23 protein-coding genes and 2 tRNA genes are annotated in these 26,328 nt (G+C 69.6%); 9 read left to right on the forward strand and 16 right to left on the reverse strand.

Translation table 11 applies throughout. The features are described 5' to 3' along the window. Window positions 1–99 precede the first annotated feature (99 nt). Complete coding sequence (locus tag ACBY01_RS00185; RefSeq protein ID WP_416458722.1) at window positions 100–798, reverse strand: SDR family NAD(P)-dependent oxidoreductase; 699 nt, start codon at window positions 796–798, stop codon at window positions 100–102. Then, on the reverse strand, window positions 795–1,556 hold the full coding sequence (yaaA, locus tag ACBY01_RS00190) for a peroxide stress protein YaaA (protein WP_416458723.1): 762 nt from the start codon (window positions 1,554–1,556) through the stop codon (window positions 795–797). Before yaaA ends, ACBY01_RS00185 begins: the two co-directional genes overlap by 4 nt. 198 nt (window positions 1,557–1,754) lie before the next feature. On the opposite strand from yaaA, the gene ACBY01_RS00195 reads away from it, so the two are divergent. Further along, a complete protein-coding gene (locus ACBY01_RS00195; RefSeq protein WP_416458724.1) occupies window positions 1,755–3,014 on the forward strand; it encodes a tetratricopeptide repeat protein in 1,260 nt (419 codons plus the stop codon). A gap of 80 nt (window positions 3,015–3,094) precedes the next feature. On the opposite strand, the gene ACBY01_RS00200 is transcribed toward ACBY01_RS00195, so the two are convergent. Beyond that, window positions 3,095–3,562: an Lrp/AsnC family transcriptional regulator gene (locus ACBY01_RS00200; protein ID WP_416458725.1), complete on the reverse strand. Its 468-nt coding sequence runs from the start codon at window positions 3,560–3,562 to the stop codon at window positions 3,095–3,097. Between the two features lie 147 nt (window positions 3,563–3,709). On the opposite strand from ACBY01_RS00200, the gene ACBY01_RS00205 reads away from it, so the two are divergent. From ACBY01_RS00205 to ACBY01_RS00215, 3 genes are all read left to right on the forward strand, one after another. Further along, a complete protein-coding gene (locus ACBY01_RS00205) occupies window positions 3,710–5,485 on the forward strand; it encodes a histidine kinase dimerization/phospho-acceptor domain-containing protein (RefSeq protein ID WP_416458726.1) in 1,776 nt (591 codons plus the stop codon). A gap of 2 nt (window positions 5,486–5,487) precedes the next feature. Then, window positions 5,488–6,483 carry a polysaccharide deacetylase family protein gene (locus ACBY01_RS00210; RefSeq protein ID WP_416458727.1) on the forward strand — a complete coding sequence of 332 codons (996 nt, stop codon included), beginning with the start codon at window positions 5,488–5,490 and terminating at the stop codon, window positions 6,481–6,483. A gap of 48 nt (window positions 6,484–6,531) precedes the next feature. Beyond that, a tRNA-Ile gene (locus tag ACBY01_RS00215) sits at window positions 6,532–6,607 on the forward strand. 15 nt (window positions 6,608–6,622) lie between these two features. On the opposite strand, the gene ACBY01_RS00220 is transcribed toward ACBY01_RS00215, so the two are convergent. Then, window positions 6,623–7,132 (reverse strand): TlpA family protein disulfide reductase, encoded by a 510-nt coding sequence (locus ACBY01_RS00220; protein ID WP_416458728.1) that lies wholly within the window; start codon window positions 7,130–7,132, stop codon window positions 6,623–6,625. Here ACBY01_RS00220 and ACBY01_RS00225 point away from each other — a divergent pair. Next, on the forward strand, window positions 7,119–9,074 hold the full coding sequence (locus ACBY01_RS00225) for an energy transducer TonB (RefSeq protein WP_416458729.1): 1,956 nt from the start codon (window positions 7,119–7,121) through the stop codon (window positions 9,072–9,074). The genes ACBY01_RS00220 and ACBY01_RS00225 overlap by 14 nt on opposite strands. 45 nt (window positions 9,075–9,119) lie before the next feature. On the opposite strand, the gene ACBY01_RS00230 is transcribed toward ACBY01_RS00225, so the two are convergent. The 4 genes from ACBY01_RS00230 to ACBY01_RS00245 all read right to left on the reverse strand — a co-directional run bounded on the left by ACBY01_RS00230 (window position 9,120) and on the right by ACBY01_RS00245 (window position 11,816). Then, window positions 9,120–9,710, reverse strand: a complete 591-nt coding sequence (locus tag ACBY01_RS00230; RefSeq protein ID WP_416458730.1) for a hypothetical protein — start codon at window positions 9,708–9,710, stop codon at window positions 9,120–9,122. A gap of 117 nt (window positions 9,711–9,827) precedes the next feature. After that, window positions 9,828–9,904: transfer RNA gene (locus tag ACBY01_RS00235), tRNA-Pro, on the reverse strand. A 144-nt stretch (window positions 9,905–10,048) separates the two neighbouring features. Beyond that, entirely contained in the window at window positions 10,049–10,297 is a 249-nt protein-coding gene (locus ACBY01_RS00240; protein ID WP_416458731.1) for a hypothetical protein, read from the reverse strand. Window positions 10,298–10,430: 133 nt separating this feature from the next. Beyond that, entirely contained in the window at window positions 10,431–11,816 is a 1,386-nt protein-coding gene (locus tag ACBY01_RS00245) for a M20/M25/M40 family metallo-hydrolase (RefSeq protein ID WP_416458732.1), read from the reverse strand. A 166-nt stretch (window positions 11,817–11,982) separates the two neighbouring features. On the opposite strand from ACBY01_RS00245, the gene ettA reads away from it, so the two are divergent. Beyond that, on the forward strand, window positions 11,983–13,662 hold the full coding sequence (ettA, locus tag ACBY01_RS00250) for an energy-dependent translational throttle protein EttA (RefSeq protein ID WP_416458733.1): 1,680 nt from the start codon (window positions 11,983–11,985) through the stop codon (window positions 13,660–13,662). 178 nt (window positions 13,663–13,840) lie between these two features. Further along, window positions 13,841–14,494 (forward strand): peptidylprolyl isomerase, encoded by a 654-nt coding sequence (locus ACBY01_RS00255; protein ID WP_416458734.1) that lies wholly within the window; start codon window positions 13,841–13,843, stop codon window positions 14,492–14,494. A gap of 17 nt (window positions 14,495–14,511) precedes the next feature. On the opposite strand, the gene ACBY01_RS00260 is transcribed toward ACBY01_RS00255, so the two are convergent. The 5 genes from ACBY01_RS00260 to ACBY01_RS00280 form a co-directional block, all read right to left on the reverse strand. Further along, on the reverse strand, window positions 14,512–15,720 hold the full coding sequence (locus tag ACBY01_RS00260; RefSeq protein ID WP_416458735.1) for a cytochrome P450: 1,209 nt from the start codon (window positions 15,718–15,720) through the stop codon (window positions 14,512–14,514). Between the two features lie 37 nt (window positions 15,721–15,757). Then, on the reverse strand, window positions 15,758–16,594 hold the full coding sequence (locus ACBY01_RS00265) for an NYN domain-containing protein (protein ID WP_416458736.1): 837 nt from the start codon (window positions 16,592–16,594) through the stop codon (window positions 15,758–15,760). 116 nt (window positions 16,595–16,710) lie between these two features. Next, window positions 16,711–16,944, reverse strand: a complete 234-nt coding sequence (locus ACBY01_RS00270; RefSeq protein ID WP_416458737.1) for a hypothetical protein — start codon at window positions 16,942–16,944, stop codon at window positions 16,711–16,713. 51 nt (window positions 16,945–16,995) lie between these two features. Further along, window positions 16,996–17,478, reverse strand: a complete 483-nt coding sequence (locus tag ACBY01_RS00275; protein ID WP_416458738.1) for a GreA/GreB family elongation factor — start codon at window positions 17,476–17,478, stop codon at window positions 16,996–16,998. A 4-nt stretch (window positions 17,479–17,482) separates the two neighbouring features. Then, entirely contained in the window at window positions 17,483–19,552 is a 2,070-nt protein-coding gene (locus ACBY01_RS00280) for a lytic transglycosylase domain-containing protein (protein WP_416458739.1), read from the reverse strand. A 66-nt stretch (window positions 19,553–19,618) separates the two neighbouring features. On the opposite strand from ACBY01_RS00280, the gene dapA reads away from it, so the two are divergent. Both dapA and ACBY01_RS00290 read left to right on the forward strand, forming a co-directional pair. Beyond that, window positions 19,619–20,503 carry a 4-hydroxy-tetrahydrodipicolinate synthase gene (gene dapA, locus ACBY01_RS00285; RefSeq protein WP_416458740.1) on the forward strand — a complete coding sequence of 295 codons (885 nt, stop codon included), beginning with the start codon at window positions 19,619–19,621 and terminating at the stop codon, window positions 20,501–20,503. Between the two features lie 93 nt (window positions 20,504–20,596). Next, window positions 20,597–21,049 (forward strand): PAS domain-containing protein, encoded by a 453-nt coding sequence (locus tag ACBY01_RS00290; protein ID WP_416458741.1) that lies wholly within the window; start codon window positions 20,597–20,599, stop codon window positions 21,047–21,049. 111 nt (window positions 21,050–21,160) lie between these two features. Here the strand turns inward: ACBY01_RS00290 and epsC are convergent, their stop codons facing one another. The 3 genes from epsC to ACBY01_RS00305 form a co-directional block, all read right to left on the reverse strand. Further along, window positions 21,161–22,138 carry a serine O-acetyltransferase EpsC gene (gene epsC / locus ACBY01_RS00295; RefSeq protein WP_416458742.1) on the reverse strand — a complete coding sequence of 326 codons (978 nt, stop codon included), beginning with the start codon at window positions 22,136–22,138 and terminating at the stop codon, window positions 21,161–21,163. A gap of 120 nt (window positions 22,139–22,258) precedes the next feature. Further along, window positions 22,259–24,106 (reverse strand): sensor domain-containing diguanylate cyclase, encoded by a 1,848-nt coding sequence (locus tag ACBY01_RS00300; RefSeq protein WP_416458743.1) that lies wholly within the window; start codon window positions 24,104–24,106, stop codon window positions 22,259–22,261. Continuing rightward, a complete protein-coding gene (locus ACBY01_RS00305) occupies window positions 24,103–26,295 on the reverse strand; it encodes a putative bifunctional diguanylate cyclase/phosphodiesterase (RefSeq protein WP_416458744.1) in 2,193 nt (730 codons plus the stop codon). The genes ACBY01_RS00300 and ACBY01_RS00305 overlap by 4 nt, the downstream gene beginning before the upstream one ends. Window positions 26,296–26,328 lie beyond the last annotated feature (33 nt).

The raw sequence follows: 26,328 nt of genomic DNA on the forward strand, positions 1-26,328 counted from the left end.
GTCCTGCTTTCGGGAAATTGGGGAACCGGCACCCTGATTAGCGGGCGCAGGCTCCTGTGCCAAGTCGCGCGCACGCGTGCGCGTAGGCGGGGAGGGGCTTTAGAACGGGATTTCGGCCCCGTCCCAGGCGAACAGCTTGCCGCTGTCCTTGGGCTTTAGCGCCTCGATCACGTCGAGCAGCTGCATCGCGGCGCGATCGGGCGCGAACAGGCTGCCGGGGGCGAGGTTGGTCTGGAACGGCTTGGACAGCGCGCTGTCGACCGTGCCGGGGTGCAGCCCGACGACGATCGCGCGCGGGCTCTGCCGCTTCGCCTCGATCGCGGCATTGGCGAGCAGCATGTTGAGCGCCGCCTTGGCCGCGCGATAGCCGTGCCAGCCGCCAAGCCCGTTGTCGCCGATCGAGCCGACGCGGGCGGAGAGCGCCGCCAGCACCGGCGTTCCCATCCTGGGGAGCAGCGGCAGGAAGTGCTTCATCACCAGCGCGGGGCCGATCGCGTTGACCGCATAGCTGCGCGCCATCCACTCGGCGTCGACCTCCTTGAAGCCGCGCTCCGGCATCTGGTCGCCCTCGTGCAGCAGCCCGGTGGCGATGACGATCAGCGTCGGCGCGGGTCCGGCGGCCACCCGTGCGGCGGCGGCGGCGATGCTGGGCTCGTCGAGCACGTCGAGGTGATCGGCGCCCGTTCGCGAGCGGGCGAAGCCCCAGACGCGGCCATAGGCGCCTTCGTCGACCAGCGCCGCTTCGAGCGCAGCCCCGATGGCGCCCGACGCGCCGATGATCACCGCCGCGCTGCTCATGCCCGGGTGAACCGCCAGCGGGTGTCGTCGCTCGCTTCGGCATCGAAACGATAGCCGTCGCTGTCGAAGCCGCGCATCGCCTCCACCTCGGTGATGCGGTGCTCGCACATCCAGCGCGCCATCATCCCGCGCGCGCGCTTGGCGTGGAAGCTGACGAAGCGGGGGCCGTCCGGCCCGGGCTCGCGGAAGTCCACCTCGATCACGCGGATCGTGTCGGGGAGCTTGCCGGCCACGGCTTTCCAATATTCCTGGCTGGCGAGGTTGAGCACGGTGCCTGATCCTTCCGCGGCGACATCCCGGGCGAGCAGGTCGGCGATGCGATCCTTCCACCAGTCGTAGAGCGTCTTGCTGGTTCCGGGCGCCCAGCGCGTTCCCATCTCCAGCCGGTAGGGCCGCATCGCATCGAGCGGGCGCAGCAGGCCGTAGAGACCGGACAGGATCCGCAGATGGTCCTGTGCGAAGTCGATCGCCGGCGCGTCGAGCGTCGCCGCTTCGAAGCCGGTGTAGACGTCGCCGGCGAAGGCGTGAATCGCCGGCCGCTCGGGCGCGTCGGCGAAGTCGCGGAAGCGGGCGGCGTTCAGCTCGGCGAGCTTCGGCGAAATGTGCATCAGGCTGACGAGCCGATCGGCGCCGAGCCTGGCCGCGCCCTTCGCCAGCGTCGTCGCTTCCTCGGCCAGTCGCGGCGGGGTGGGCGTGCTGGTGGACGGGACGGGCGTGTCGTAGTCGAGCGACTTGGCGGGGGAGAGGACGGCGATCATCGCGCGGCTGCCTAGCGGCCCTCCGCCCACCGGTCAAAAATTCGCGATGGGTGGAGCTGGCGGGGGATCGGCCGTGTTCAAACCGCGTTCACGTGACCGACGCCATTAGACCGGACAGCCGGCGCGGCTTGTCTGGGTTCCTCGCGCTACCTACAGTCCATCCGGACGTGCGTGCGCACAGCATCAGGAGAATTCCGAATGGGTTTCGTTTCGAAGTCGGCGCTTGCTGCGGTTCTCGCACTCGGAGCCGCGGCGCTGACGGCGGCTCCTGCCGAGGCGCAGAAGAAGAAAAAGGAAGAAGCGGCCAAGGTCCAGGTCAGCGACGCGTTCCGCACGGCTGCGGTCGAGGGCGAGACCGCCGCGAAGGCGGGCGACATCGCCACCGCCAAGGCGAAGCTCGCGGCAGCCGATGCCGCGGCGACCAACGACACCGAGAAGTTCTACGCCGCCAACCTGCGCCTCCAGGTCGCGCAGGCGGCCAAGGACAACGCGATGCTGGCGACGGCGCTCGATCAGATGATCGCCAACCCGACCACCCCGGCCGAGCAGCAGGGCACGCTCAACTACAACCGCGGCATCCTGGCGCTCAATGCCAAGCAGAAGGACGTGGCGCTGCGCTATTTCCAGCGCGCCAAGGAACTCGGCTACAACGATCCCGAATATGATCTGCGCATGGCCAGCCTTCAGCTGGAGGGCGGCAACGTCGACAACGGCGTCGCGGCGCTCGACAAGGCGATCCAGGCGAAGGTCGCCGCCGGTCAGCCGGTGCCAAACGACTGGTACAATCTGGCGATCGCGCAGCTCTACAAGGCGAACAAGCCGGCCGAGACCGCGACGTGGATGCGCCGTCAGCTGAAGGACTATCCGACGCCGACGAACTGGCGCAAGGCGCTGATCCTGTTCCGCGACCGTGCCGATCAGGGCCGCGCCCTGGGCGGCTCGGCACGTCTCGACACCTTCCGCCTGATGCGCGAGACCGGCGCGCTGACCGACCAGGCGGAGTTCGGCGAATACGCACAGCTCGCCAACGACCTGGGCCTGCCGTACGAAACGGTGGCGGTGATCGACCAGGGTCGCGCCTCGGGCAAGATCTCGGCCACCGCGACTGACTACACCAAGCTCAAGACGTCGGCGCAGTCGGCGATCCGCGCCGAGGGCTCGCTCTCGTCGCTCGACTCCAAGGCGCGTTCGGCGGCCAACGGCAAGCTCGCGTCGAGCACCGGCAACGCCTATCTGGCGAACGGCGACGCCGCCAAGGCGGTCGAGTTCTTCCAGCTGGCGCTGCAGAAGGGGGGCGTCGACCAGGACGAGGTCAACACCCGCCTCGGCATCGCACTCGCCAAGAGCGGTCGCCGCGACGAGGCGAAGGCGGCCTTCGCCAAGGTGACCGGCGCGCCGCGCAACGAGCTCGCGGCGTTCTGGACGCTGTGGCTGGACGCGCCCAAGACCGCGGGCTGATCCGGATCGGGCGGCGGGAGATCCTGCCGCCCGCGCCTTTCCGAAGGAACGAAGGGCCGTACGATGGGTGTCGCGCGGCCCTATTCGGTTCGGACGGGGATGCCCGGAAGCTGTTTGGACGTACGGATGGTCAGCGAGGTCTTGACGCTGCTGACGTTGTGCGCGGTCGTTAGCCGCGTGGTAAGAATGTCCTGGAAGCTCTTGAGATCGGTGGCGACGATCTTGAGGATGAAGTCGATCTCGCCGTTGAGCATGTGACATTCGCGCACTTCGGGAATGTCGGCGACATGCGCCTCGAACGCCGCCAGGTCGCTCTCCGCCTGGCTGCGCAGGCTCACCAGCGCGAAGACGGTGATGGTGTAGCCGAGCTGCGCGGGGTTGAGCGCGGCATGGTAGCCGCCGATCGCTCCCGATTCTTCCAGCGCACGAACCCGGCGAAGGCAGGGAGGGGCGGTAAGCCCGACGCGTTCCGCCAATTCGACGTTGGTCATTCGGCCGTCCTCCTGAAGCAGAGAGAGGATCTGACGGTCGATACGATCGAGAAGCATGTAGGGACCACCCGCGAGAGCGTTACAAGGATAAAGGAAACGTTGCGCCTCCTATAAGATAGTTGCGCGCAAACGCAATTGTCCCACAATGCTACGGGCAGAAAATGGCTGTACCCGAAGCGCGTTTCGAGGCTTAAGGGACAGCGAGTGGCGCATCTCGGCGCCGGCATCGGGTGGCGCGTGCGGTTCGACGATACTTTGGAAACGGTACTGACGACCGACCTGACGCACCCGCAGGCGCGTCAATCGGCATGGCGGCAGGTCGTCGATCTGATCGGCCGCCGCCGCGCTCCGGCCGATCCGCGCGCGATCGCGATTCTCGCCGACATCCAGAGCGCCATTCCACTGCCGGTGCGGACCGCCAGCGCTCGCGCGCTGGTGTTCGCCAACCCTCCGGCAGCGCTGGTCCGGCTGCTCGCCGCCGACACGCTGACCGTCGCTACGCCGGTGCTGGCGAGCGCCCGGCTGGAGGCGGAGGAATGGATGGCGCTGCTGCCGGACCTCACCCCCTCGACCCGCGCCGTGCTGCGCAACCGCCGCGACCTTCCCGAGGAGGTGGTGCGCGCGCTGGCGAGCTTCGGCCCTGCCGACATGGTGCTGACCGACCAGTCCCCCGAGCGCGCTGCCAGCGAGGTGGCTGCCGCACCGAGCGAAGCGGCGGCCATCGAGCCGATCGTCGAGCAGGTCGCCGCTCCGATCGTGGAAGCCGCCGCCGAGCCGGCGCCTGACGCAACGCCCGAGCCTGCTCCCGAAACGGCGCCGGAGCAGCTCGAAGTGCCGCAGCCCGAGGTGCCGCAGCCGGAGGTGCAGGGTCCGTTCCGCATCGCCGACGTGGTCGCGCGAATCACCGCCTTCCAGCGTCAGAGCGAGAACAAGCCGCGCCGCCCGGCGGCCGCGCCGGGGACGATCGCCGGCTTCCGGTTCGAGACCGACAGCCGCGGCGTCCTGTGCCGCGTCGACGGGATCGAGCGCGGGCCGCTGATCGGCCTGTCGCTGGCGCAGGTCGGCGACGTCGGTCTCCTCCAGCTCGATGGCGTCGCGGCCGGTGCCTTCCGGCGTCGCGCTGGCTTCGCGAGCGCCCGGCTGCACGTGGGCGGCAGCAGCGAGGCGGCGGGCGACTGGCAGATCGCCGGTGCGCCGATGTTCGATCCCGGCACGGGGCGGTTCACGGGCTATCGCGGCTCGGCACGGCGTCCGCGGCGCGAGGAACGCGCCGAGCCCGCCGCAGCGGCCACGCCTTCTGCCGCCGACACGCTGCGCCAACTGGTGCACGAACTGCGTACCCCGGCCGGCGCGATCGCCAGCTTCGCCGAGATGATCGAGGCGCAGATGCTCGGCCCGGTGCCCGGCGTCTATCGCGACCAGGCCGGCGTCATCCGCCAGCAGGCACGCGAGCTGCTCGGCGTCATCGACGACCTCGATCTCGCCGCACGGATCGAGGGCAAGGACCTCGACCTGCGCCCGGATGCGGTGGCGATCGGGCCGCTGCTCGAGGAGATCGAGGCCGATCTGGCGCCCCTGACGCAATTGCGCGGCGCGCAGTTGCGCGTCGAGCCGATCGACGGGGCGGTGCAGGGGGATCGTCGCGCGGTCGAGCGGCTGCTCGCGCGGCTGCTCGCCACGCTGATGTCGGCCGCGCAGGCCGGTGAGGCGCTGGCGGTCCGGCCGCTCGACGGCACCGGCGGGCAGGTGCTTCTCGCCTTCGATCGCCCGTCGGCGCTCTCCGCTTATCCCGGTGAGGCGCTGCTGACGATCGATGACGAGGGCGACGACGCGGCGCTGCTCGGAACCGGCTTTGCGATGCGGCTGGTGCGCAACCTCGCCAAGGAACTGGGCGGCGCGCTGCTGTTCGAGCGCGACCGGTTGGTCTTGCGGCTTCCGGCGCGCGAGGACGTTCCGGTCGGACAGGCGCACCGCGGCTGAGCGTGACCCCGGTCTTCCGCGCCCCGCTGCCAGCGCCTGCCGCGCAGATCCGCTGGCCCGAGGAATTCGGCACCCGCTTCACCATCTCCGTCGACACCGAGGAAGAGTTCGACTGGTCGGCGCCGTTCCGCCGTGACGGCTTCGGCACCGCGTCGGCGGCTGCGATCCCCGACGGCCATCGTCGGTTTGCCGAGCGCGGGATCGGGATCGTCTATCTGGTCGACTTCCCGATCGCGACCGATACGGCTGCGGTCGCGGCGTTGCAGCAGGTTCTGGCCGACGGACGTTCGGAGATCGGCGCGCAGCTCCACCCCTGGGTCACGCCGCCGTTCGCCGAAAAGATCAGCATTGCGAACAGCTTCGCCGGCAATCTTGCCGAGCCGATCGAAGCCGCGAAGCTCGACCGGCTGGGCAATGCGATCGAGCGGGCGTTCGGTGCCCCGCCGCGCATCTACCGTGCCGGCCGCTACGGGCTGGGCCCGCACACGCTGCGGCTGCTCGCTGCCCGTGGATACCGCATCGATTGCTCGATGCGCGCCGCCTACGACTATTCGCGGGAGGGCGGTCCCGACTATGCCGCGATCGGCAATCACGCCTTCCGCACCGGTCCGCACGAGACCATCCTGGAACTGCCGTTCACGACGGTGTTCACCGGCCGGCTGCGCGCTGGCGCCGCGGCGCTCTACGACCGGCTGGGACGGCTGCCGATGGGGCGGGGGATCGCCGCACGCCTCGGGCTGCTCAACCGCGTCGCGCTCAGCCCCGAGGACATGCCGGTCGCGGAGGCGCTCGAAGCAGTGCGGGTCGCCGCCGGAGAGGGCGTACGCCTGCTCAACTTCTCCTTCCACTCGCCCTCGCTGGTACCGGGCAACACCCCCTATGTTCGCGATGCCGCCGAGCTGCGGCAGTTCTGGGCATGGTGGGAAGCGGTGCTCGATCTGCTCGACCGGCGTTCGATCCGTCCCGCGACGCTCGACGAGATCCTCGCGTCCGCATAGCCGGCTTGCGGGACGGCCTCGCCCTCCGCTATCGCGGGCCCGCTGGCGGGGCCTGTAGCTCAATGGTTAGAGCTGGCCGCTCATAACGGCTAGGTTGCGGGTTCGAGTCCTGCCGGGCCCACCAGCGCTCTTCCCAGTCTCAACGGATCGCCCGGCACTCTGCGACCAGAACTGCGGCGCGCTTCGCGTCGAGGCCGCGGCGGCTGTCGGCGCACGGGCGGCGTTCCCCGTCGATCGCGACGCTGTAGGGGAGCCCGGCGGAACCCGACAACAGGCCGGCCTGGACCTGCTGCCAGGCGGTGCCGCTGGGGCGCCAGCGTTGGTCCTTGGGCACCAATTGCAGCATGCGTTCGACGCGGCGCCCTTCGTCGATCGGGACCACCAGCACGCGATACGGGCGCGCGGCGCTCGTGATCTCGGGAAGTCGCTGAAGCTCGGCCATGCAAGGTGCGCACCATCCGGCGACGAACAGCAGCACGGTCTCGGAAGGATAGGCGGGGGTTTGCGCCGCGGCCGGGCCGGCGAGCAACACTATCGGCCAGAGCAGCGTCCGCGCGCGCCGGAGAAGCCGTCGGAAAAAGGCTATCGACACGGCGGTTTGTCCCATGCTCTTGTATGCCCGAGGGGGAAATTCGATGTTCGCAACCATTCTGCATTTGCTCGCGGCAGGTCAAGCGGCGGCCGCACCGGCGCCCGCCCAGTCGTCGCAACAGCTGTTCGACCAGGCAAGCCGCGCGGCGGCCGAGGGCAAGTGCGCCGACGCGATCCGCGACTTCGGCACGCTGGAAGCGCGCCCCCGCTCGAAACCGAACCCGCTGCTGAGCGCGGCGATCGACGTCCGCAAGGGCGGTTGCCTGATCGCCCAGGGCCACGACGACGAGGGCGAGACGGCGATCCGGCGCGGCTTGCCGGCCCTCCTGGCGGCGGGAGACGAGTTCGCGGTCGACATGCGCGACGGCTATCTCGCGCTCGGTGGCATCCGCGGACGACGGTTCGACTATGCGGGGGCGGCGGTCGAGTACCGGCACGCACTCGAGAAGGCGCAGGGCCTGGCGCGGGTTCGGCCGCTGATGGGCCTGGCGCAGGTGCTGACGTTCGACGGCGACGGCGAAGCGCTGCGCTACGCTGCCGAGGCACGCAGCATCGCGCTGGCCGAGACCGCACTGGACAAAGACGCCAAGGCGGCGGTGCAGACCCAATATGCGCGCGTGCTGCTGAACCAGGGGCGGCACAAGGAAGCCTATGCCGAACTGAAGCAGGGGCTTCAGAAGCAGGGCGGGCTGACCACGCGCGTCGGCATCGGCGACGTCGTAACCCGTTCCGACCTGGCGATCGCCGCCATGCTCGATGGCGACAAGGAGGGCGCGCGCCGCTACCTCGCCTACACCGGTGCGGGACGAATGAAGGACACGCCGTTCGCGCGTGCGGCCAGCATGCAGCCGCCGCTGTGCGGCAGCGCCACGGGGCTCAAGCCGGAGGATTTCGCGATCGTCGAGTTCTCGGTTCTGGAGGACGGGTCGGTCGGCGGCGTCGTTCCGGTCTACACCACAGGAGGCCGTGAGGTGGCGCTCGCGTTCGCGCAAGCGGTGTCGGAATGGTCCTGGCGACCCGAGGATGTGCAGAAGATCCCGCCGCTGTTCCGCTACACGACGCGCGTGGAGTTGCGCTGCACCCGCGTGGGCGAGCGGCCGGACCTCGTCGCCCCCGTGGCGGAGCGCTTCTCTGCCTGGCTGGGGGAGACCGGGCAGCAGAAGGCGGCGTGGTGGGACATGCCCGACGCCCGTGCGATCGGGCTCCTTCGCCCTGCGGTGGCGCAGGCGCGAAGCGCGGGCGATCGAGCCGGGCTGGTGCAGGCGCTCGCCGGGCTCGGCACCAACGAGATCGTGCCCGCAACCGAGCGGGCCGTGGCGCTGCAGGAGGCCGAAGGTCTGGCTTCTCAGCTCCAAGCACCGGCAGCGGCGCAAACCTTCCTCGCGATCCAGCGGACGTGGGTCGACGAGGACGATGCGAAGAAGACCCAGGCGCGGTTCCGCAGCCTGCTCGCCAGCCCTGCCGTCGCGGGCGATCCGTTGAGCGCCGCGACGCTGCGGATGCTGATCGCGGCACCCCGATACGGCCGCAAACCGCCCGAAGATGCCTCCACGCTGCTGAACCAGGTCATCGAGATGCCCGGCTTGCCAGCCCAGCATCCTCTGAAGGTCAACGCGATGCTCCAGCAGGCAAATCTGCTGGCTGAGAAGAACGATCTGGTCGCCGCGCGCGCAGTGTTCGAGCGGACGGGGCTGACGGAGGAGCAGTGCGCCCTGATTGGCCTCACGCCCGCAATGCAGCGGAGCGGCGTCTCCATCTCGACCTATCCGCAGGCGGCAGTGCAGATGGGATTCGAGGGGTGGACGAGAACCGAGTTCGACGTGGCCGCCGACGGCCGCACGATCGAACCGCGCGTAATCGCCGCCTATCCGCCGTTCGTCTTCGACGAGGCCGCCACAGGGGTCTCCCGCGGCGCGCGGTTCGAAAGCAGCTATCGCCCGAACGGCGGGCTGGCGTGCAGCGCGCAGCAGACCTCGATCAGCTTCAAGCTGGCGTCCTAGCCGCGGCGACCGCCATTCGGGGCCCGGCGCCGGTGCGCTAACGCCTCAGCGCGGCGCGGCCGGAAGGGAGCAGCGGCTGCGGTCGCCGGCGCGGCAGGCGGCGACATCGGCTTCCCAGCGTTGCCGCGCCGCTTCCGCCGCCTTTAGTTCGGCCTGGTAGGCGGCGAGCGCAGCCTCGTGTTCCTGCTGCTGCTGTCGGTAGTGGGTAAGCCGCGCTTCCTGCGCCTGCTTGTCGGCGGCGATCTGCCGCGACTGGGCTTCCGCTGCCGCGAGTTCGCGAGCGTTCGCGGCGCGAAGCGCCGCCGCCTCGGCTTCTGCCGCCGCACGCGCTTCGGCCGCTGCGGCCTCCGCCGCGGCGTCGAGGGAACGTGCGGGAGCGGCGGCGGCAGTGCCGGCGTCGGCGCGCCGCGCTTCTTCCAGGGAGGGAAGGTCGAGCTGGAGACCCTGCGACGGCTCCGGCTGCGCATCCTGCGGAGCGGGCGGGAGCGGTTCGAGGCTAGGCGGACGTGCCGGCGTCGACGGCGGCAGATCGACCGTGCGAATCTGCGCGATACTGGCGACCGGCGCCATCAAGAAGAGGCCGCCGAGCAGGCCGGTGACGACGGAGGGGAGCGTTCGCGAACGGAAATGGATCATGTCGCCTCCTAGGTAGTACGCCCCGAATGGATCACCGCTGAACGCCGATCAACCGGGTAGCACGCGAGAGGCGGAAGATCGCAGGGCCAAACGACAGCGCGGGCCGCGACAGGCGGATGGTCGGGGAGACAGGATTCGAACCTGCGACCCTCTGGTCCCAAACCAGATGCGCTACCAGGCTGCGCCACTCCCCGACTGCCGTCCGCTTAGCCGAGAGGTTCGTGGACAAGCAAGCGTTCGCTGCGTTGCCGCGGCGGCTGCGCAAAAAGAAAAGGGCGCCCCGTTGCCGGGACGCCCCTTCTGGCCGTTGCATCCGGATGGAACCGGATGCCGCGGGATCACATGGCGTTGACTTCGCCTGCGTCCTCGACGTTGTCGGCTGCCTCGTGCAGGTTGTCGGCCTGGTTCTCGAGCGCGTCTTCCGAAGCCTCGGTGGTGGCGTTGTCGGCCATGTCCTCGAGGTTGTCGGCAGTGGCTTCGAGGTTGTCCGCCTGCGCGTCGGCTGCGTTTTCAGCCGGCGTGTTCGAACCGCAGGCCGTGAGCGACAGCAGGCCGGCGGCAGCAGCGACAAGAACGATCTTCTTCATTCGGGTGCTCCCAAGCAATCCAAAGTTCGCGCCCGGCCCGTCGCCGTCGCGAGGTTGCCGCAATAGCGTTCGCTCCTGCGGCGTCAATCCGATAATTCATGCGACCGCAAGGTTCATGGCATTCTTGTGGCACTCAGTGGTCGCGTTGAGGGCGCTCGACGGACCCGATCTCCTCGGGCGCGTTGGCGACGATGGCGAGCATCGCGGTCCATGCCGCCACATTCTGCTGCAACTGCGCACGATCGATCTTGTCGAGCGTGTCGTCGGGCGTGTGGTGATAGTCGAAATAGCGGGTGCCGTCCTGCGACAGGTCGACCGCGGCCACGCCGGTCGCCAGGACCGGGCCGATGTCGGTGCCGTCGCCCGCCAGCGCATTGCCGCGGGTGATGCCGAGCGGCGCGAGCGCGGTCGCCAGCCGGTCGGCGACCGGGGCCGCGGTGGCGGGCAGGGCGGTGTCGAACTTCCAGATGCGATCGGCGCCGAAATCGGATTCGGCGGCCAGCGCGTGCCGCTCGCCGGCGTGTGCCTTGGCATAGGCTTCGCCGCCGAAGCCGCCGACTTCCTCGGCGCCGAACCAGACCACCCGGATGGTGCGGCGCGGCCGGCCCGCGGCCATGATCCGCTTCGCCGCCGCCGCCGTGATCGCGACGCCGCTCGCGTCGTCGATCGCGCCGGTGCCCAGGTCCCAGCTGTCGAGATGGCCGCCGACCAGCACGACGCCCGCCTTGGCATCGCGGCCGGGCACTTCGGCGATGACGTTGCCGGATTCGCGCATGCCGATCTGGCGCGGCGTCAGCAGCAGCTTCACCCGCACCGGCTTGCCGCGATCGAGCACGCGCTCGAGTTGCTCGGCGTCCGGAACCGACAGCGCCGCGGCCGGGATCGGCGCGGTGCCCTGCGGAAAGGTGGTGACGCCGGTGTGCGGGTTGCGGTGATAGTCGGTGCCGATCGAGCGGATCAGGATCGCCGCGGCGCCCTTGCGGGCGGCGATCGCCGGGCCGATGCGGCGCACCTGGCCGAACGGGCCGTAGCTCGACCCGTCCTGCGCGGCGTGCATCGCGTGGCTGACGAAGGCGATCTTGCCGGCGAGGCTGGCGGCGGGAGCGGCCTCCAGATCGGCGAGCGTCGGGAAATAGACCACCTCGGCCTCGATCCCCGCGGCCGGCGTCGCGCCCGAGTTGCCGAGCGCGGTCAGGTCGAGCGGCTGGGCGAAGCTGCCGACGATCGCGCCCTTCTCCTCGCCACGTACCCACACCGGCATCTGATAGGGTTCGACACGCACGTTGCTGAAGCCGAGCGCCTTGAGCTTGGCGACCGCCCAGCGGCGCGCACGCGCCTCGTCGGCGGTGCCGGCGAGGCGCGGACCGATCTCGGTCGTCAGCCCCTCGGTGATGTCCCAGGCGATCTCGTCCTTGAGCGCGGCGTCGCGCAGCTTGGCGACCTCGGCGGGCGCGGGCTGGGCGATCGCGGGGAGCGGCAGGGCGAGGGCGGCGAGCAGAAGGGCTGGCTTGAGCGGCATGGGCGTCCCGTGTTGGAGAAGGGGCGGAATGCCCCGCGGCCATGATGCGGCGAGGCGTGGCATCGCGCAAGCCGGCTGCCGGGCCTCGCGTTGCCAATGCGGGGGCGGATCGCTATATCCGCCCCGACTTTTCCCATCCGCTGACCAGCCTTCTCGGAGACCCCAAGTGGCCGCCCAATACGCATTCGTCATGAAGGACATGACGAAAACCTTCCCCGGTGCGCCGAAGCCGGTGCTATCGAACATCAACCTGCAGTTCTACCAGGGTGCCAAGATCGGCATCGTCGGCCCGAACGGCGCCGGCAAGTCGACGCTGATGAAGATCATGGCCGGCATCGACAAGGATTTCACCGGCGAAGCCTGGCCGGGCGAGAACATCACCGTCGGCTATCTGCCGCAGGAGCCGCAGCTCGACCCGTCGAAGACCGTGCTGGAGAACGTCAAGGACGGCGCGCGCGAGGTCGCCGACATGGTCGATCGCTTCAACGCGATCTCGGCCGAGATGGGCGATCCCAAGGACGACACCGACTTCGATGCGCTGCTCGAAGAGATGGGCGACCTGCAGGGCAAGATCGACGCGGTCGACGGCTGGACGCTCGACAACCAGCTCGAGGTCGCGATGGAGGCGCTGCGCTGCCCGCCGTCCGACTGGCCGGTGGAGAACCTGTCGGGCGGTGAGAAGCGCCGCATCGCGCTCACCCGCCTGCTGATCCAGAAGCCGTCGATCCTGCTGCTCGACGAGCCGACCAACCACCTCGACGCCGAAAGCGTCAACTGGCTGGAGAACCACCTGAAGGACTATGCGGGCGCGGTGCTGATGATCACCCACGACCGCTACTTCCTCGACAACGTGGTCGGCTGGATCCTTGAAATCGATCGCGGCAAGTACTTCCCTTACGAGGGCAACTACTCGACCTACCTGGAAAAGAAGGCCAAGCGCCTGGAGCAGGAGGACCGCGAGGCCTCCGGCCGGCAGAAGGCGATCAAGGACGAGCTCGAGTGGATCCGCCAGGGCCCCAAGGGCCGCCAGACCAAGTCGAAGGCGCGTATCGCCAAGTTCGACCAGCTGGTGCAGGCGCAGGAGAACCGCTCGCCCGGCAAGGCGCAGATCGTCATCCAGGTGCCCGAGCGTCTGGGCGGCAAGGTGATCGAGGCTAAGGGGCTGACGAAGGCGTTCGGCGACAAGCTGCTGTTCGAGAACCTCGACTTCACGCTCCCGCCCGGCGGCATCGTCGGCGTGATCGGCCCCAACGGCGCCGGCAAGTCGACGCTGTTCAAGCTGCTCACCGGCCAGGAACAGCCCGACGAGGGCGAGGTCGACGTCGGCACGACCGTCCGGCTGGGCTATGTCGATCAGAGCCGCGATCACCTCGACGAGAAGAAGAACGTCTGGGAGGAGATCTCCGACGGGCTCGACTATGTGAAGGTCAACGGCCACGACATGTCGACCCGCGCCTATGTCGGTGCGTTCAACTTCAAGGGCCAGGACCAGCAGAAGAACGTCGGCAAGCTGTCGGGCGGTGAGCGCAACCGCGTCCACATCGCCAAGATGCTCAAGAAGGGCGGCAACGTCCTGCTGCTCGACGAGCCGACCAACGACCTCGACGTCGAGACGTTGGGCGCGCTGGAAGAGGCGATCGAGAACTTCGCGGGCTGCGCCGTGGTCATCAGCCACGACCGCTTCTTCCTCGATCGTCTGGCCACGCACATCCTGGCCTTCGAGGGCAACAGCCACGTCGAATGGTTCGAAGGCAACTTCGAAGCCTATGAGGAGGACAAGCGCCGCCGCCTTGGCGACGCCGCCGATCGTCCGACCGCGCTGGCGTACAAGAAGCTGACGCGCTGACGGGATCGCGCCGGTGCAGAAAGGGGCGGGTGGCTGGTGCCGCCCGCCTTTTTGTTTGGGTCACGGCATCCTTTCTCCTCATGCTGAAGGAAGTCGGCATCCTTCGCGCCGCGCTTCCGCCGCCTGCCGTAGCGCTATTGGGTCCTGACTTTAGTCAGAACGACGCTAGAATGGCCGGATGCGTTTCCTTCCTGCTGTTGCTTTCGCCTTCCCGCTGCTCGTTTCCTCCACCGCCGTGCTGCCGCAGACCAAGCCTGCGCCCGGCACCATCCGCGTACGGCTGGTCACCTCGGCCGGCCCGATCGTACTGGCGCTCGACGGCAAGCGCGCGCCCAAGACCACCGCCAACTTCCTGAAGTATGTCGACGACGGGCGGCTCGACGGGACGAAGTTCTACCGTGCGGCGCCCCGCAAGGGGGACCCCTCCCACGGCTTCATCCAGGGCGGTGTCGGCACCGACGCTCGGCGGACGCTGAGCCCGGTGGTGCTGGAGCCGACCGACAAGACCGGCATCCGCCACCTCGACGGCGTCGTGTCGATGGCGCACGCGGCCAACCCGGATTCCGCGACCGGCAACTTCTCGATCATGGTCGGCCCCAACGCCTCGCTCGACGCGCGCGGCAAGAATCGCGGCTATGCGGCGTTCGGGAAGGTGGCGAGCGGGATGGACGTGGTCCGCAAGATCCTGGCGATGCCGACCTGCTGCGGACGCGAGGCGATGAAGGGGCAGATGATCAAGCAGCCGGTGCGAATCTTGCGCGCCCAGCGGCTCGACGGCGTCGCCAGGCCGACGGGCTTGAGCAAGCCGTGGCTGATCAACATTCGCCGCTGACGCGGCTCAGGCGAAGGTCAGGCGCAGTTCGCTGCGCGGCAGCGTGGGGAAGCGGTCGTGCGGGATCGACAGGTCCTGCGGCGGCAGGCGGTAGTCCGCCGCACGATCCGGCGCAGCAGCGCGAGCGTGATCCACTCGCCGGGGCAGCGATGGTCGCTGGCATGATCGCCGCCACCCTGCGGCACGAGCACGAAGGCGCCGGGCTCGCGATTGAGGAAACGCTCGGGGCGGAACGTCTCGGGCTCCTCCCACAGGCGCGGGTCGTGATTGGTCGCGTGTAGTCCCAGCAGCACCCAGTCGCCGATCGCGAACGCGTGGTCGCGGAACGCGAACGGCGCCCGCACGCGCCCGCCGATCACCGGGAAGAAGGGATAGAAGCGCCGCACCTCCTGCGCGAACGCCTGCAGTCGGGCAGGATCCCGGTCGGCGACGAATGCGGCGGCGCCCGGCCTGGCATGCAACGCGAGCACCGCGAAGCTGAGGAAGCGCGCGACCGCCACCGTCGGCCGAACGATGTTGAGCAGTTCGACGCCGGCCGTGCGCAGGTCGAGCAACTCGCCGTCGAGGTCCCGGAACGCCGCAAGGCGCGCGAGTGGTGCGTCGGGGGCGAGTTGCAGCGTCCCCTCGCGCGCGGCCTGCACCACATCGCGCGCCCAGTGCTCGGCACGGCGGCGCAGCGCCAGCCCCTTCCACGCGCGCGGACCGACAGTGCCGGCCCCGTCGACCATCGCCAGCATCTCGTGCGTGCGGCGGTCGAGCGAAGCCGTGTCGAGGTCGACCCCCAGCCAGTCGCAGGCGGCGCCGAATAGCAGCTGGCCGAACGCGTCGTGCATCACGATCGGATCGCCCGTCCGCCAATCGGGAAGGGCAGCCTGCCAGCGTCGTTCGAACGCGTCCGCCACCGCCTCCGCCGGATCGCGGGCCAGGAGGGTCAGGAACAGCTGCTTGCGGTGGCGGTGCGCGGCCCCGTCGAGCGCCTGAACGCTGCCCTTGTCCTGCAGCTGGCGCAGCGTGATCTGGGGCATGGCGCCGGTGCGCGTGAAACTGCGGCCGTCGTAGAAGCGTCGCGCGGCTTCCTCGCCCGCCATGCACACCACCGATTGCAGCATGATGCGGGCGCGGAACGCGTCGCTGCCGAGTTCGCGGCAGCGGTTGCCGACCCAGTCATAGCCTTCGGCGAAAAAGGCGCGGGTGCTGTCGAGCGCGGGGTCTTGGGGAAGTGGCATCCCGACAGAAGCGCCGGAGCCGCCGGAGCGTTCCCGCTCAGCGCACCCGCTTGACGAAGACGCCGTTGTCGCGCCGCTCGACTTGGAAGTTCGGTACCTGTTCGATCAGGTCGGACAGCCGGGCGAAGCCGTAGTTGCGCGTGTCGAAGCTCGAACGGTTTCCGGCCCGCTGGCCGACCTCCGAAAGGCTCGCGAACTTCTGTCCGTCCTGCCGCGACTGGGCATAGGCGTCGACCAGCAGCTTCACGAGCGCGGTGTCGACCTTGCGCTTCTGGTTGGCGGCCGGTTCGGGCGCTGCCGTCTTGGACGGCGCGGCGGCGGCCGCCGCGGCGGTGGCGGCAGCGGGCTTGGCCGGTTCCTTGGACCGGCCGATCGCGGGCGGCAGCACCAGTTCGGGTTCGGTCTCGCCCTGGAGCTCGCGCGCGCGCGACACGTCGATGAAGCGGGTGCAGGATTCGCGGAAGCCCTCCGGCGTGCGATCGGTGCCGAAGCCGTAGACCGGCACGCCTTCCTGCCGGATGCGCTGGGCAAGCGGCATGAAGTCGCTGTCCGACGACATGATGCCGAAGCCGGTCACGCGCCCGCGGAACAGCAGGTCCATCGCGTCGATCGTCATCTTCATGTCGGTGGCGTTCTTGCCCTTGGTGACGTCGAACTGCTGGAACGGCTCGATGCCGTATCGCAGCGTCAGGTCGGCCCAGCCCTTCAGCGCCGGCTTGCGCCAGTTGCCGTAGATTCGGCGGACGTTCACCGTTCCCAACTCGGCCAGCACCGTCAGCACATAGTCGAGCGACGCGTGCGAGGCGTTGTCGGCGTCGATCAGCAGCGCGACATTGCCCGTGGGGGCGGCGGGATGGGGCAGCGGGCGGTCCATGATCTTCCTCTAGGGCAGGTCGCGGCGGTTGGCGATGCGACCGCAACGAAAACGGGCTCCCGCCTGGAAGCGGGAGCCCGTCCGCGCGACGAAGGCGCTAAGGCTGGCGTGCGGCGTCAGGCGCCGCGGGCGCGATCGCTGGGGCGCGCCACGCCGTTGTCGATGTCGTCCTGCTTGGTGACGCGGGTGCTCGTTTCCGGATCGTCGACGCGGGCGAGCTCGTCCTGCGTGCCGATGTCGCGGGCGAGGTTGCCGCCCTCGCGGCCGACCTTGTCGGGTGCTTCCTGGGCCGCATCGATCATGGCGTGATCGTCGTGGGTGCGGGCGCTGTCGGTGCGCGGGTTTTCCATGGTTGCTCTCCTTACGACGTCATCAATCGTCGAAGGGGCAGGGGCGTTCCGTCATCCCGCCGGATAGGTGATGGCGATCACCTCATATTCGCGCTCGCCAGCCGGCAGCATCACGCGGCGCAGGTCGCCGACGGCAGCGCCGCGCAGCGCGCGGGCGAGCGGCGCGTTCCAGCCGATCCGGCCGCTGCCGGCCTCCGCCTCGTCGTCGCCGATCAGGGTGAGGACGCGCTGATTGTCATCCTCGTCCGCGATCGTCAGCGTCGCGCCGAACCAGGCGCGGCTGCGGTCGGGCTGCTGCGCGGGATCGACGACCTTGGCCGCCTTCATCCGCTTGGCGAGCCAGCCGAGCCGCCGGTCGATCTCGCGCAGCCGCTTGCGCCCGTAGATATAGTCGCCGTTCTCCGAGCGGTCGCCGTTCCCGGCAGCCCAGGCGATGGTGTCGACCAGCTTGGGCCGCTCGGTGGCGAACAGCGCGTCATACTCCGCCTTCAGCGCGGCATAGCCGGCCGGCGTGATGTAGTTGGGACGATCCACAGGCTCAGCCCGGCCGGTTCTTGCCCAGGTACCAGGACAGGTTCGCGGGCCCGCGCGAGCGGGCGTGCTGCGGATTCAGCAGGTCGTAGACGACCGCATTCTCCAGCACGCGCTGCACATAGTTGCGCGTCTCCATATACGGGATCGATTCGACCCAATCGAGCGTGTCGATCGCGCCGGTGCGCGGATCGCCATAGGCGCGCAGCCACTTGTTCACGTTGCCCGGGCCCGCGTTGTAAGCGGCGACCGCCAGCGGATAGCTGCCGCCGTAGTAGCTGAGCATCCGCTGGAAATAGCTCGATCCCAGCTGGATGTTGTAGCCGGTGTCCGTGGTCAGCGAATCGCTGCTGTAGCTCAGCCCCAGCTTCGTCGCCGCCTCACGCGCGGTGCCCGGCATCAGCTGCATCAGCCCGCGCGCGCCGGCGTGGCTGACGGCGGCGCGATCGAACTGGCTCTCCTGCCGCGCGATCGCATGGATCATCGTGAAGTTGGCCTGCTGGCTCGACGGCACCGGCACCGAGGGATAGCCGGCGACGGTATAGTCGCTGCGCCCGTTCATCAGCGCGCTGCGCCCGACCATCACGCCCAGGTCGGGGCGGCCGATCTTCTTCGACAGCTCGGCGGTCAACGCATGGTCGCTGTCGGTCGTCGCGGCCGACGCCAGTTGGCGCACGAACAGCGTCTGGTCCGCATACGCGCCCGTGCGGCCGAGGTACTGGACCGCCTGCACCGGCTCGCGTGCGTAGAACGCCTGGCGGGTGGCCGCGTCGGGCGCGACGGCGGCGGTGGCGGAGGGCGCACGCAGCGGCCGTCCGAGCCGCTCCAGCGCGAGTTGGCCGTAGTAGACGTCGGACAGCGCGGCGGCGCTCTCGTACCAGCGGTTGGCGGTGGCGCTGTCGCCGGCCTCCTCGGCCGCGCGCGCCGCCCAGTAGAAGCCCTTGGCGCGGGTCGTCGGCGTACGCGATCCGTTGCCGTAGCGGCTGAACATGCCCACCGCGTCGGCCGGGCGGTTGAGGTTGCGCAGCGCCGTGCGGCCCGCCAGCCAGGCGAGGCTCGTATAGTCGTCCCGCTCGCCGTACGACTTGTCCGAGACGTCGGTGCCCGGAGGATAGGCGTCGTCGATCTGGCGGGCGATGTCGAACGCCAGCGCATATTGCCCGTCGTTGGCCGCGCCGTTGGCGTTGGCCAGCAGCACCTCGTACCACTTCTCGGGATTGCCGGGCAGCGACGACAGCGTGCGCGGCTGCGCCAGATAGGCGCGCGCCGCCGGGCTCTGCCCCGCGTTGCGCAGCCAGCTCGCGCGATCGGCGATGAAGCCGGGATCGTTGCGATCGGCATCGGCGACGGCGCCGCCGAGCATCGCCGCATCGGGAGCGTTGGTGCGGAACGCCAGCCGGGCGCGGAACAGCGCCTGCTTGGCGGGCGAGACATAGGGCAGCTCGCGCATCGCCGCCGTCGTCGAATTGGCCCAGAGCAGCCGGTCCATCCGCGCTTCGTGGTCGGCCGGCGTCAGCGCGGCGGAAAAGCCGCTGGTGAGCCGCGCCTCGTCGGCGGGCCGCAGCACGCCCGTCCGCCAGGCGGCGCGGGCCGCTTCGCGCGCGGCGTCGACCCGACCGCTCGCCATCAGCGCTTCGGCGTGACGGAGCCGTCCGGCGCCGGTGAGCGGCGGAAAGCGATCGAAGAAGCGGATCGTCAGCGACGGATCGCCGGCGCCAGGCGCGGTTTCGGCGGCGGCGCGGCGGCTCGTTTCGCCCGGCCAGCCGGGGTGTGCGAGCAGGAAGCGGGCATAGTCGGCGAAGGGCCAGTTGTCGGACTGCTGCAGCCGCTTCCACTCGGCGAGCGGCGCCGCGATCGGATCGGCCGGCATCGCCGGCTGGGCGATCGGCTGCACCATCGGTTGGGCGGCGGGATACTGGCCCGGCACCTGCTGCGGCACGGGCAGAGCCTGTCCGTAGAGGTACGCCGCGGCGCGATGCTGGAGCGGGCCGGAGGAAACGGAAGCGCCGGTCACACCGGCTGCGAGCAACCCGCCCTTGAGCAGGTTGGAAAGCAGGGGGGTAAGCATGCTGGACATCCTATGGAAGCCGGCCCTATGTCGCCAGCCAATTCTTCCCATTTGTTGCTTGGAGCTCCGTCGCCCATGTTCTCCGGCTCGATCCCGGCCCTCGTCACCCCGTTCACCGACGGCGCGTTCGACGAGGCGGCCTTCCGCGCGCACATCGACTGGCAGATCGAAAGCGGCTCGACCGCGCTGGTGCCCTGCGGCACCACCGGCGAGGCGGCGACGATGACCATCGCCGAGCACAACCATGTCGTCCGCGTCTGCATCGACCAGGCCGCCGGCCGGGTGCCGGTGATCGCCGGCTGCGGCTCCAACGACACGTCGGTGGCGCTGGAGCATGTCCGCGCCGCCAAGGGCGCGGGTGCGGCCGCGGCGCTGCTGGTGCCGCCCTACTACAACCGCCCCAACCAGGAAGGCGTGTTCCGTCACTTCGAAATGCTGGCGCGCGACGGCGGGCTCCCGATCGTGCTCTACAACGTGCCCGGCCGTACCGTCACCGACATCGCAGTGGAGACGATGGCGCGAATCGTCGAGGCGTTCCCCGGCGTGATCGTCGGGCTGAAGGATGCGACCGGTGCGATCCAGCGGGTCTCGGCCCAGCGGGCAGCGTGCGGGCCGGACTTCTGCCAGCTGTCGGGCAACGACGACATGGCGCTGGCGTTCCTGGCGATGGGTGGGCGCGGCTGCATCTCCGTCACCGCGAACGTCGCGCCGGCGCTGTGCGCCGAGTTCCAGGATGCCTGCCTTGCCGGGGACTATGGCCGCGCCCTGACGTTGCAGGACCGGCTCTATCCGCTGCACGCAGCCCTGTTTAGCGACGCGTCGCCCGGCCCTGTGAAATATGCGCTCAACCGGCTGCGGCCCGGCTTCTCGGCCGAGTTGCGGCTGCCGATGACCCCGCCGTCGGAGGCGAGCCGCAAGGCGGTGAACGCTGCCCTCATCCATGCCGGGTTGGTCGATTGATCCACTGCGGATCTATTAACCTAGGTTGCTAACTTCTTCGTTACGGAAGCGTATACTCCGGCTGCCCGAGGGAGCCGGAGGTTTATGCCTAGAATGCAGCGCGCTTTGGCCTACGCTCGCCGGATTGAGGCAGGCGAGGGGCTGGAGACGTTCGACGACTGCGACGATGCGCTGCTGATCACGGAGGCGGCGCTCGCGGCGCCCGGACCCGGGATCGTCTACGTCAACGCCGCGCTCGAGCGGTTGTGCGGCTATTCGCGGGCCGAACTGCTCGGGCAGAGCCCCAGGCTGCTGCAAGGCTTCGACACCGACCGCGACGAGCTGGACCGGCTTCGCCGCGACCTCGACGCGAGCGGCTGTTTCGAAGGCGAGATCATGAACTACGACAAGCGGCGGCAGGAGTATGTGCTGGGCTGGGTCGTGGTGCCGATCCACGATGCCGCCGGCGCGGTGTGCAACTGGCTGTCGCTGCAGACGGACGTGTTGCGCGAGGGCGGCATCGAGCGGGCGAAGACGGTTGCGGTAGCGACGGCTGCGGCGGTCTGACGCAGCCTCCGACGACGCGTAAGCGGCGCGACGAAGCTGCACGCAGCCGTTTGCGCCTGACGTTCGGCGACGTCATTGCGTCCAGAGGCCGATCACCTTTCTCCGCTTTGATTATGCGGGATACTCCAATCGCTCGAGCAGCGCTTCGCCGCCGGCATGATCGAGCCGGCGCGCCTCTGGCTGGACGACGACGCTGTCGGGCGGCACGTCGGACAGCAGCCAAACGTTGCCGCCGATGGTCGAGCGCGCGCCGATCGTCACGCGGCCCAGGATGGTCGCTCCGGCATAAATCACGACGTCGTCCTCGACGATCGGATGGCGGTCGTAGCGGTGCCGCGGCCCCTGCGGCGTCGCGCCGAGCGGGCTGCGCGCGCCCAGGGTGACGTGCTGGTAGAGGCGGACGCGGTCGCCGATGATCGCGGTCTCGCCGATGACCACGCCGGTGCCGTGATCGACGAAGAAGCCCTCGCCGATCGTCGCGCCCGGATGGATGTCGATGCCGGTCCGCTCGTTGGCGAGCTCCGAGAGGATGCGCGCGACGATCGGGGCGCCGAGCTGGTAGAGTTCGTGGGCGATGCGGTGGTGAAGGCTGGCGATCGCACCGGGATAGCAGATCAGGATCTCGTCGGGGCTGCGCGCCGCGGGGTCGCCCAGGAAGGCGGCGTCGACATCGCTGTCGACCAGTCGACGGATCTTGCCCAGCGTGGTCGCGAACAGCTGGACGATGGTCGGCGCCTGGTCGGCGTCGAAGCCCGTTTCGGCCTCCGCCTCCCAATAGCGCAGCTCGTGTTCGATCTCGCGTTCGAGGGCGCCGAACGCCGCGATCAGCTTGGCGGCGACGAAGCCGTCCTCCTCGGCCGCCGACCCGCGGAACTGTCCGAGGCGCCGCGGATAAAGCGCGGCCGACAGCAGTCCGAACACCTGCTCCAGCGCGGATCGAGAGGGAAAGCTGGAGGCGGTGGCGTTCGCGGGCTGTCGGCTGCGCCACGCCTCGCGCTCCGTTCTCAGGAGCTGAACGGCCTCGCTGAGCGCCGCTCGGGGGGCAGGGCCGCGTGCAGCGTCCCGGTTCTTGATGGTGTCTGGCGGCATCTCCAACCTCCTGCGGTCACTATATCCTAGTCGCCGCCGGGGGATTGGTAGTTTTGCTTTCGAATCTGCAATCCTATGTCGCTGCGCCGTGCTTTGCGACGGGCGGCAGGAGCGTTGGCGCTATTCGGCAGCCTCGCTGCGGGACGGCGGCACCAGCTCGATGCGGTCGCGGCCCAGCCGCTTGGCGCGGAACAGCGCGCGGTCGGCCTCCGCGATCAGATTGTCGGGCGTGTCGCCGTCGGTCGCCGTCCACACGTCGATGCCGAACGACATGGTCACCGGCCCCAGCCGTTGCCCGCCGAAGTCGATCGTCATCTCGCGCACCGTCCGCCTGAGATCGTCGACCCGGCGGGAGATCAGCTCGCGCGACGCGCCGGGTGCGATCACGGTGAACTCCTCGCCGCCGTAGCGGCAGACGATGTCGCCGTGGCGGAAGTGCGTCTGGATCTGCCCGGCCACGGCACGCAGCAGCGCATCGCCGGCCTCGTGCCCGTTCGCGTCGTTGAAGCGCTTGAAGTGATCGACGTCGGCCATGATCACCGCCAGCGGTGCACCGCTGCGCTGTGCGCGGGCGGCCTCCAGCTGCATCGCCTCCTCGAGATAGCGGCGGTTGAACAGCTTGGTGAGCGGATCGCGGATCGACTGCTCGCGAAGCCGCGAGCGCAAATTCTCGTTTACCAGCGCCAGCGCGACGTTCTCCATCAGCAGTTCGAGACGGAACTTGCTCTCCGGATCGGCGAGACCCTCGACGTAGATCAGGCCCAGCACCTCGCCGCCGGCGATCACCGGCTCGCATCGCCGCTCGACGGGCACGTCGCCGCCGGCGTGGACGCAGACGATGTCGGCGCCCGGCCGCTCCACCGTGTGCGGCTGGCCGCGTCGCAGCGCCCAGCACTGGTCGGGCAGGAAGGTCTCGGGATCGGCATAGGGCTCGCCCCAGCTCGACAGCCGGACGAGCAGGTTGCGCGAGTGGTTGAGCACGTAGAGCGACCCGGCGAGGTCCGGCAGGACCTTGGGAAGGAAGCAGTCGAGCACGGTCGTCAGCTCGCCCTCGCCGCGGATCGCCTGCAGCCGGCGGGCCATGCCGCTGAGCAGCTCGATCGACTGCTGCCTGGCCTCGAGCGCACGGCCGCGATCGAGCAGTTGCGCGTTGACGCGCGCGAGCTTGCCCTCGGCGCGGTTCGACTGGTCGATCGCCGAACCGAGCTGGTCCGCCATGACGTTGTAGGCCTGGGCGAGGTTGCGGAACTCGAACCCGCCCCGCACCGGCGCGCGTGCCGTCCGCTCGCCGCTGCCGAAGCGGGTCACCGCGTCGAGCAGATCCTGAAGCGGCCGGGTCATGCCGCTGCGGATCTGTAAGGCGAGCAGCAGAATGAGCAGCGCGATCAGCGGGCAGCCGATCAGCAGCAGCCCGCGCAACAGGGTGTAGCTGGCATTGGCCGCCTCGGTACGCCCGTGGAACAGCCGGCGCTCCTCCTCGCGCATGTCGGTGCTGAGCTCGGCGATCTCCTCCATCAAGCGCCGCGCCTTTGTCCGGGCCTCGGGATCGATCGCTCGCGTCGCGCCGACCTGGCGACCGCGCTGCACGGCGGTGCTCATCACGGACGCCTTGATCGCCGCCTTCTCCCGCAGGACCTTCGCGCGCTGGAGCTGGAGCGGGTTGTCGGAGACCAGCACGACGATCTGATCGCGCAGCGCCTCCGCGCGCCCGATGTTGCCGTCGAAGCGCGTCAGATAGCTCGGGTCGTCGGTCATCAGATAGCCGCGCAGACCCGACTCCGCCTCGCCCAGGTTCGCCTGGAGCATGTCCAGGCTGATGATGACTTCCTGCGAATGGCCGACCCAGGTGAACGCCTCGCGGTATCGGTAGCTGCTCTGCAGCAGCAGGCCGCCGAGCAGCAGCGCTGCGAGCCCCAGCAGCGCCATCAGCGCGTAGATCCGCGCGCTCAGAAAGGCGAAGAGCTTCATGCGCGCAGCCCCTCCACCAGTGGCATGGAGGCTGCGATCATCCAGGCTTCGAAATCGCGCGCCGGCATCGGACGGCCGAACAGATAGCCCTGACCGCTTCGGCAGCCGCTGGCGCGCAGCAGGTCGGCCTGCGCCGGTTCCTCGATGCCTTCCGCGAGCACGTCGAGGCCGAGGCCGCCGCCGAGCGTCGCCACGGCCGTGACGATCAGCGCGTCGGTGTCGTCGGCGGCGATGTCCTGGACGAAGCTGCGATCGACCTTGAGCCGGGTAAGCGGATAGCTCTTGAGCATGCTCAGCGACGCATAGCCGGTGCCGAAATCGTCGAAGGCGACGCCGATGCCCTGCGCGTGCAGCGAGAGCAGCGATTCGAGCGTCGCGGAATCGTGGCGAAGCATCACCTTCTCGGTCACCTCCAGTTCCAGACCGGCGGGGGCAAGGCCGGTACGATCGAGGATGGCGCGGACCTGGGTGGCCAGATCCTGCCGACGAAACTGCGCCTCGAACAGATTGACGCTCATCCGGAACTCGGGCGCGCGCTCGCGCCATGCCACCGCCTGCGAACAGGCGGTCTCCAGCACCCAGGTTCCGACCTCGGCTGCGAACGGGCCGTGCTCGATCCGGTCGAGGAACTCCGCCGGCGCGAGCAGGCCGCGATGGGGATGGTTCCAGCGGATCAGCGCTTCGGCACCGATCATCCGGCCGTCGGCGAGATCCACCTGCGGCTGGTAGAACAGCTCGAACTCGCCGCGCGCCAGCGCCTGGGCGAGCTCTTCCTCCCCGTCGCGATCGTTGATCGCCTCATGCTGCAGCTGTTCGCCATAGAGGCGACGGGTGCGGCGGCCGTCGCGCTGGGCCTGGCGAAGCGCGACCCCGGCCGCGGCCATCAACTCGTCCGGGCTGGAGGCATGCTTGGGGTAGCAGGCGATGCCGACCTGCGCGCCCAGCGGGAAGCGCTGCTTGTCGACCTCGACCGGCACGACCAGCGAGGCGATCACGCGGTCCGCCACGATCAATGCGGCGGAGCGGGACTCGCCGGCTTCGGCCGGTCGCAGGATTGCGAATTCGTCGTTGCCGAGCCGGGTCACGGTGTCGCCGCTGCTCACGCTCTCGACCAGCCGCTGTGCCACCTCGTTGAGCATGGCGTCGCGGGTCTGGCCGGCGGAGGCGTCGGCGATCGGGTCGAAGCCGCTCAGCCCGACACGCAGCAGGTGGATCTGCTCGCGGCGGGCGATGTGCTCGGCGATGCGCTCCAGGAGCACGGTACGGTTGGGCAGGCCGGTGAGGCCGTCGCGGTTGGCGGCGTCGAAGGCAAGCTGGTCGACCCGCAGGCGTGCGGAGAGATCGCGCAGGATCGCGATCCAGCCGGAGCCGCGGGGGCCCGACGCCGCCGACAGCGTCAGTTCGACGGGCAGGGCGCTGCCGTCGGCGCGCCGCGCGTCGACCTCGACCGGCGCGTCGAGCGACACCAGCGCGGGAACGCCCATGCCGCCGGCCGGTCCTTCGGACGACTGCGCGAGCAGCGGGATGAAGTCGGCGAGCCGGCTGCCGAGTGCTTCCTCGCCATCGACGCCGAGCAGCTGCGCTGCGGCTGCGTTCCAGAAGGTGATCCGACCCGCCGCATCGGCACAGACCGCCGCATCCGGCGCATCCTCCGCGATCTTGCGGAACTGGTCGGCCCCTTCGTCACGCGCGCGCGCCAGGCGGAGGTATTCCAGCCGGCGGACCGCCTGGGCGCCGAGCGCGCGCAACGTCTGGCGGTCGCGCGCCGACACGCCGGAGTGCGGCTGCCGATCGAGGATGCACAGCGTTCCCAGCACATGCCCCCCTACGGAGCGCAGCGGAACGCCGGCATAGAAGCGCAGGCCGAGTTCGCCGGTCACGAGCGGATTGTCGACGAAGCGCGGGTCGAGCGCCGCATCGGGAACGATCAGCAGGTCGTCGCTCGCCAGCGCGTGCGAGCAGAAGGAAATGTCCCGGCTGGTGCCCTGCTGCTCTACGCCCGTTTTCGCGAGGAACAGCTGATCCCCCTCGCGGACGAGCGTGATCAGCGCAATCGGCACGTCGAACCGCCGCGCCGCGAGCTGGGCGAGGTCCTGCAGTTCGGCATCGGCCTCGCTGTCGCGCAGGCGGTATTCGGCAACCGCCGCCAACCGCGCGGCTTCGTCGGCAATGATCTTCGCTTTTCTCACGCGTTCACCTCGGCCAGAGGACCGAGGCTAGGG

Origin of the sequence: Sphingomonas mangrovi (assembly GCF_047975845.1) — a bacterium.
GTDB lineage: Bacteria > Pseudomonadota > Alphaproteobacteria > Sphingomonadales > Sphingomonadaceae > Sphingomonas.

What these genes read in the sequence shown, in the direction of transcription:
- ACBY01_RS00240 (WP_416458731.1), bottom strand. Translation starts at nt 10,297, where the DNA reads ATGAAGAAGATCGTTCTTGTCGCTGCTGCCGCCGGCCTGCTGTCGCTC.
- yaaA (WP_416458723.1), bottom strand. Translation starts at nt 1,556, where the DNA reads ATGATCGCCGTCCTCTCCCCCGCCAAGTCGCTCGACTACGACACGCCC.
- ACBY01_RS00280 (WP_416458739.1), bottom strand. Translation starts at nt 19,552, where the DNA reads ATGTCCAGCATGCTTACCCCCCTGCTTTCCAACCTGCTCAAGGGCGGG.
- ACBY01_RS00220 (WP_416458728.1), bottom strand. Translation starts at nt 7,132, where the DNA reads ATGGTTGCGAACATCGAATTTCCCCCTCGGGCATACAAGAGCATGGGA.
- ACBY01_RS00255 (WP_416458734.1), top strand. Translation starts at nt 13,841, where the DNA reads ATGCGTTTCCTTCCTGCTGTTGCTTTCGCCTTCCCGCTGCTCGTTTCC.
- ACBY01_RS00265 (WP_416458736.1), bottom strand. Translation starts at nt 16,594, where the DNA reads ATGGACCGCCCGCTGCCCCATCCCGCCGCCCCCACGGGCAATGTCGCG.
- ACBY01_RS00200 (WP_416458725.1), bottom strand. Translation starts at nt 3,562, where the DNA reads ATGCTTCTCGATCGTATCGACCGTCAGATCCTCTCTCTGCTTCAGGAG.
- ACBY01_RS00260 (WP_416458735.1), bottom strand. Translation starts at nt 15,720, where the DNA reads ATGCCACTTCCCCAAGACCCCGCGCTCGACAGCACCCGCGCCTTTTTC.
- ACBY01_RS00270 (WP_416458737.1), bottom strand. Translation starts at nt 16,944, where the DNA reads ATGGAAAACCCGCGCACCGACAGCGCCCGCACCCACGACGATCACGCC.
- ACBY01_RS00245 (WP_416458732.1), bottom strand. Translation starts at nt 11,816, where the DNA reads ATGCCGCTCAAGCCAGCCCTTCTGCTCGCCGCCCTCGCCCTGCCGCTC.
- ACBY01_RS00185 (WP_416458722.1), bottom strand. Translation starts at nt 798, where the DNA reads ATGAGCAGCGCGGCGGTGATCATCGGCGCGTCGGGCGCCATCGGGGCT.
- ACBY01_RS00290 (WP_416458741.1), top strand. Translation starts at nt 20,597, where the DNA reads ATGCAGCGCGCTTTGGCCTACGCTCGCCGGATTGAGGCAGGCGAGGGG.
- dapA (WP_416458740.1), top strand. Translation starts at nt 19,619, where the DNA reads ATGTTCTCCGGCTCGATCCCGGCCCTCGTCACCCCGTTCACCGACGGC.
- ACBY01_RS00300 (WP_416458743.1), bottom strand. Translation starts at nt 24,106, where the DNA reads ATGAAGCTCTTCGCCTTTCTGAGCGCGCGGATCTACGCGCTGATGGCG.
- epsC (WP_416458742.1), bottom strand. Translation starts at nt 22,138, where the DNA reads ATGCCGCCAGACACCATCAAGAACCGGGACGCTGCACGCGGCCCTGCC.
- ACBY01_RS00230 (WP_416458730.1), bottom strand. Translation starts at nt 9,710, where the DNA reads ATGATCCATTTCCGTTCGCGAACGCTCCCCTCCGTCGTCACCGGCCTG.
- ACBY01_RS00225 (WP_416458729.1), top strand. Translation starts at nt 7,119, where the DNA reads ATGTTCGCAACCATTCTGCATTTGCTCGCGGCAGGTCAAGCGGCGGCC.
- ACBY01_RS00195 (WP_416458724.1), top strand. Translation starts at nt 1,755, where the DNA reads ATGGGTTTCGTTTCGAAGTCGGCGCTTGCTGCGGTTCTCGCACTCGGA.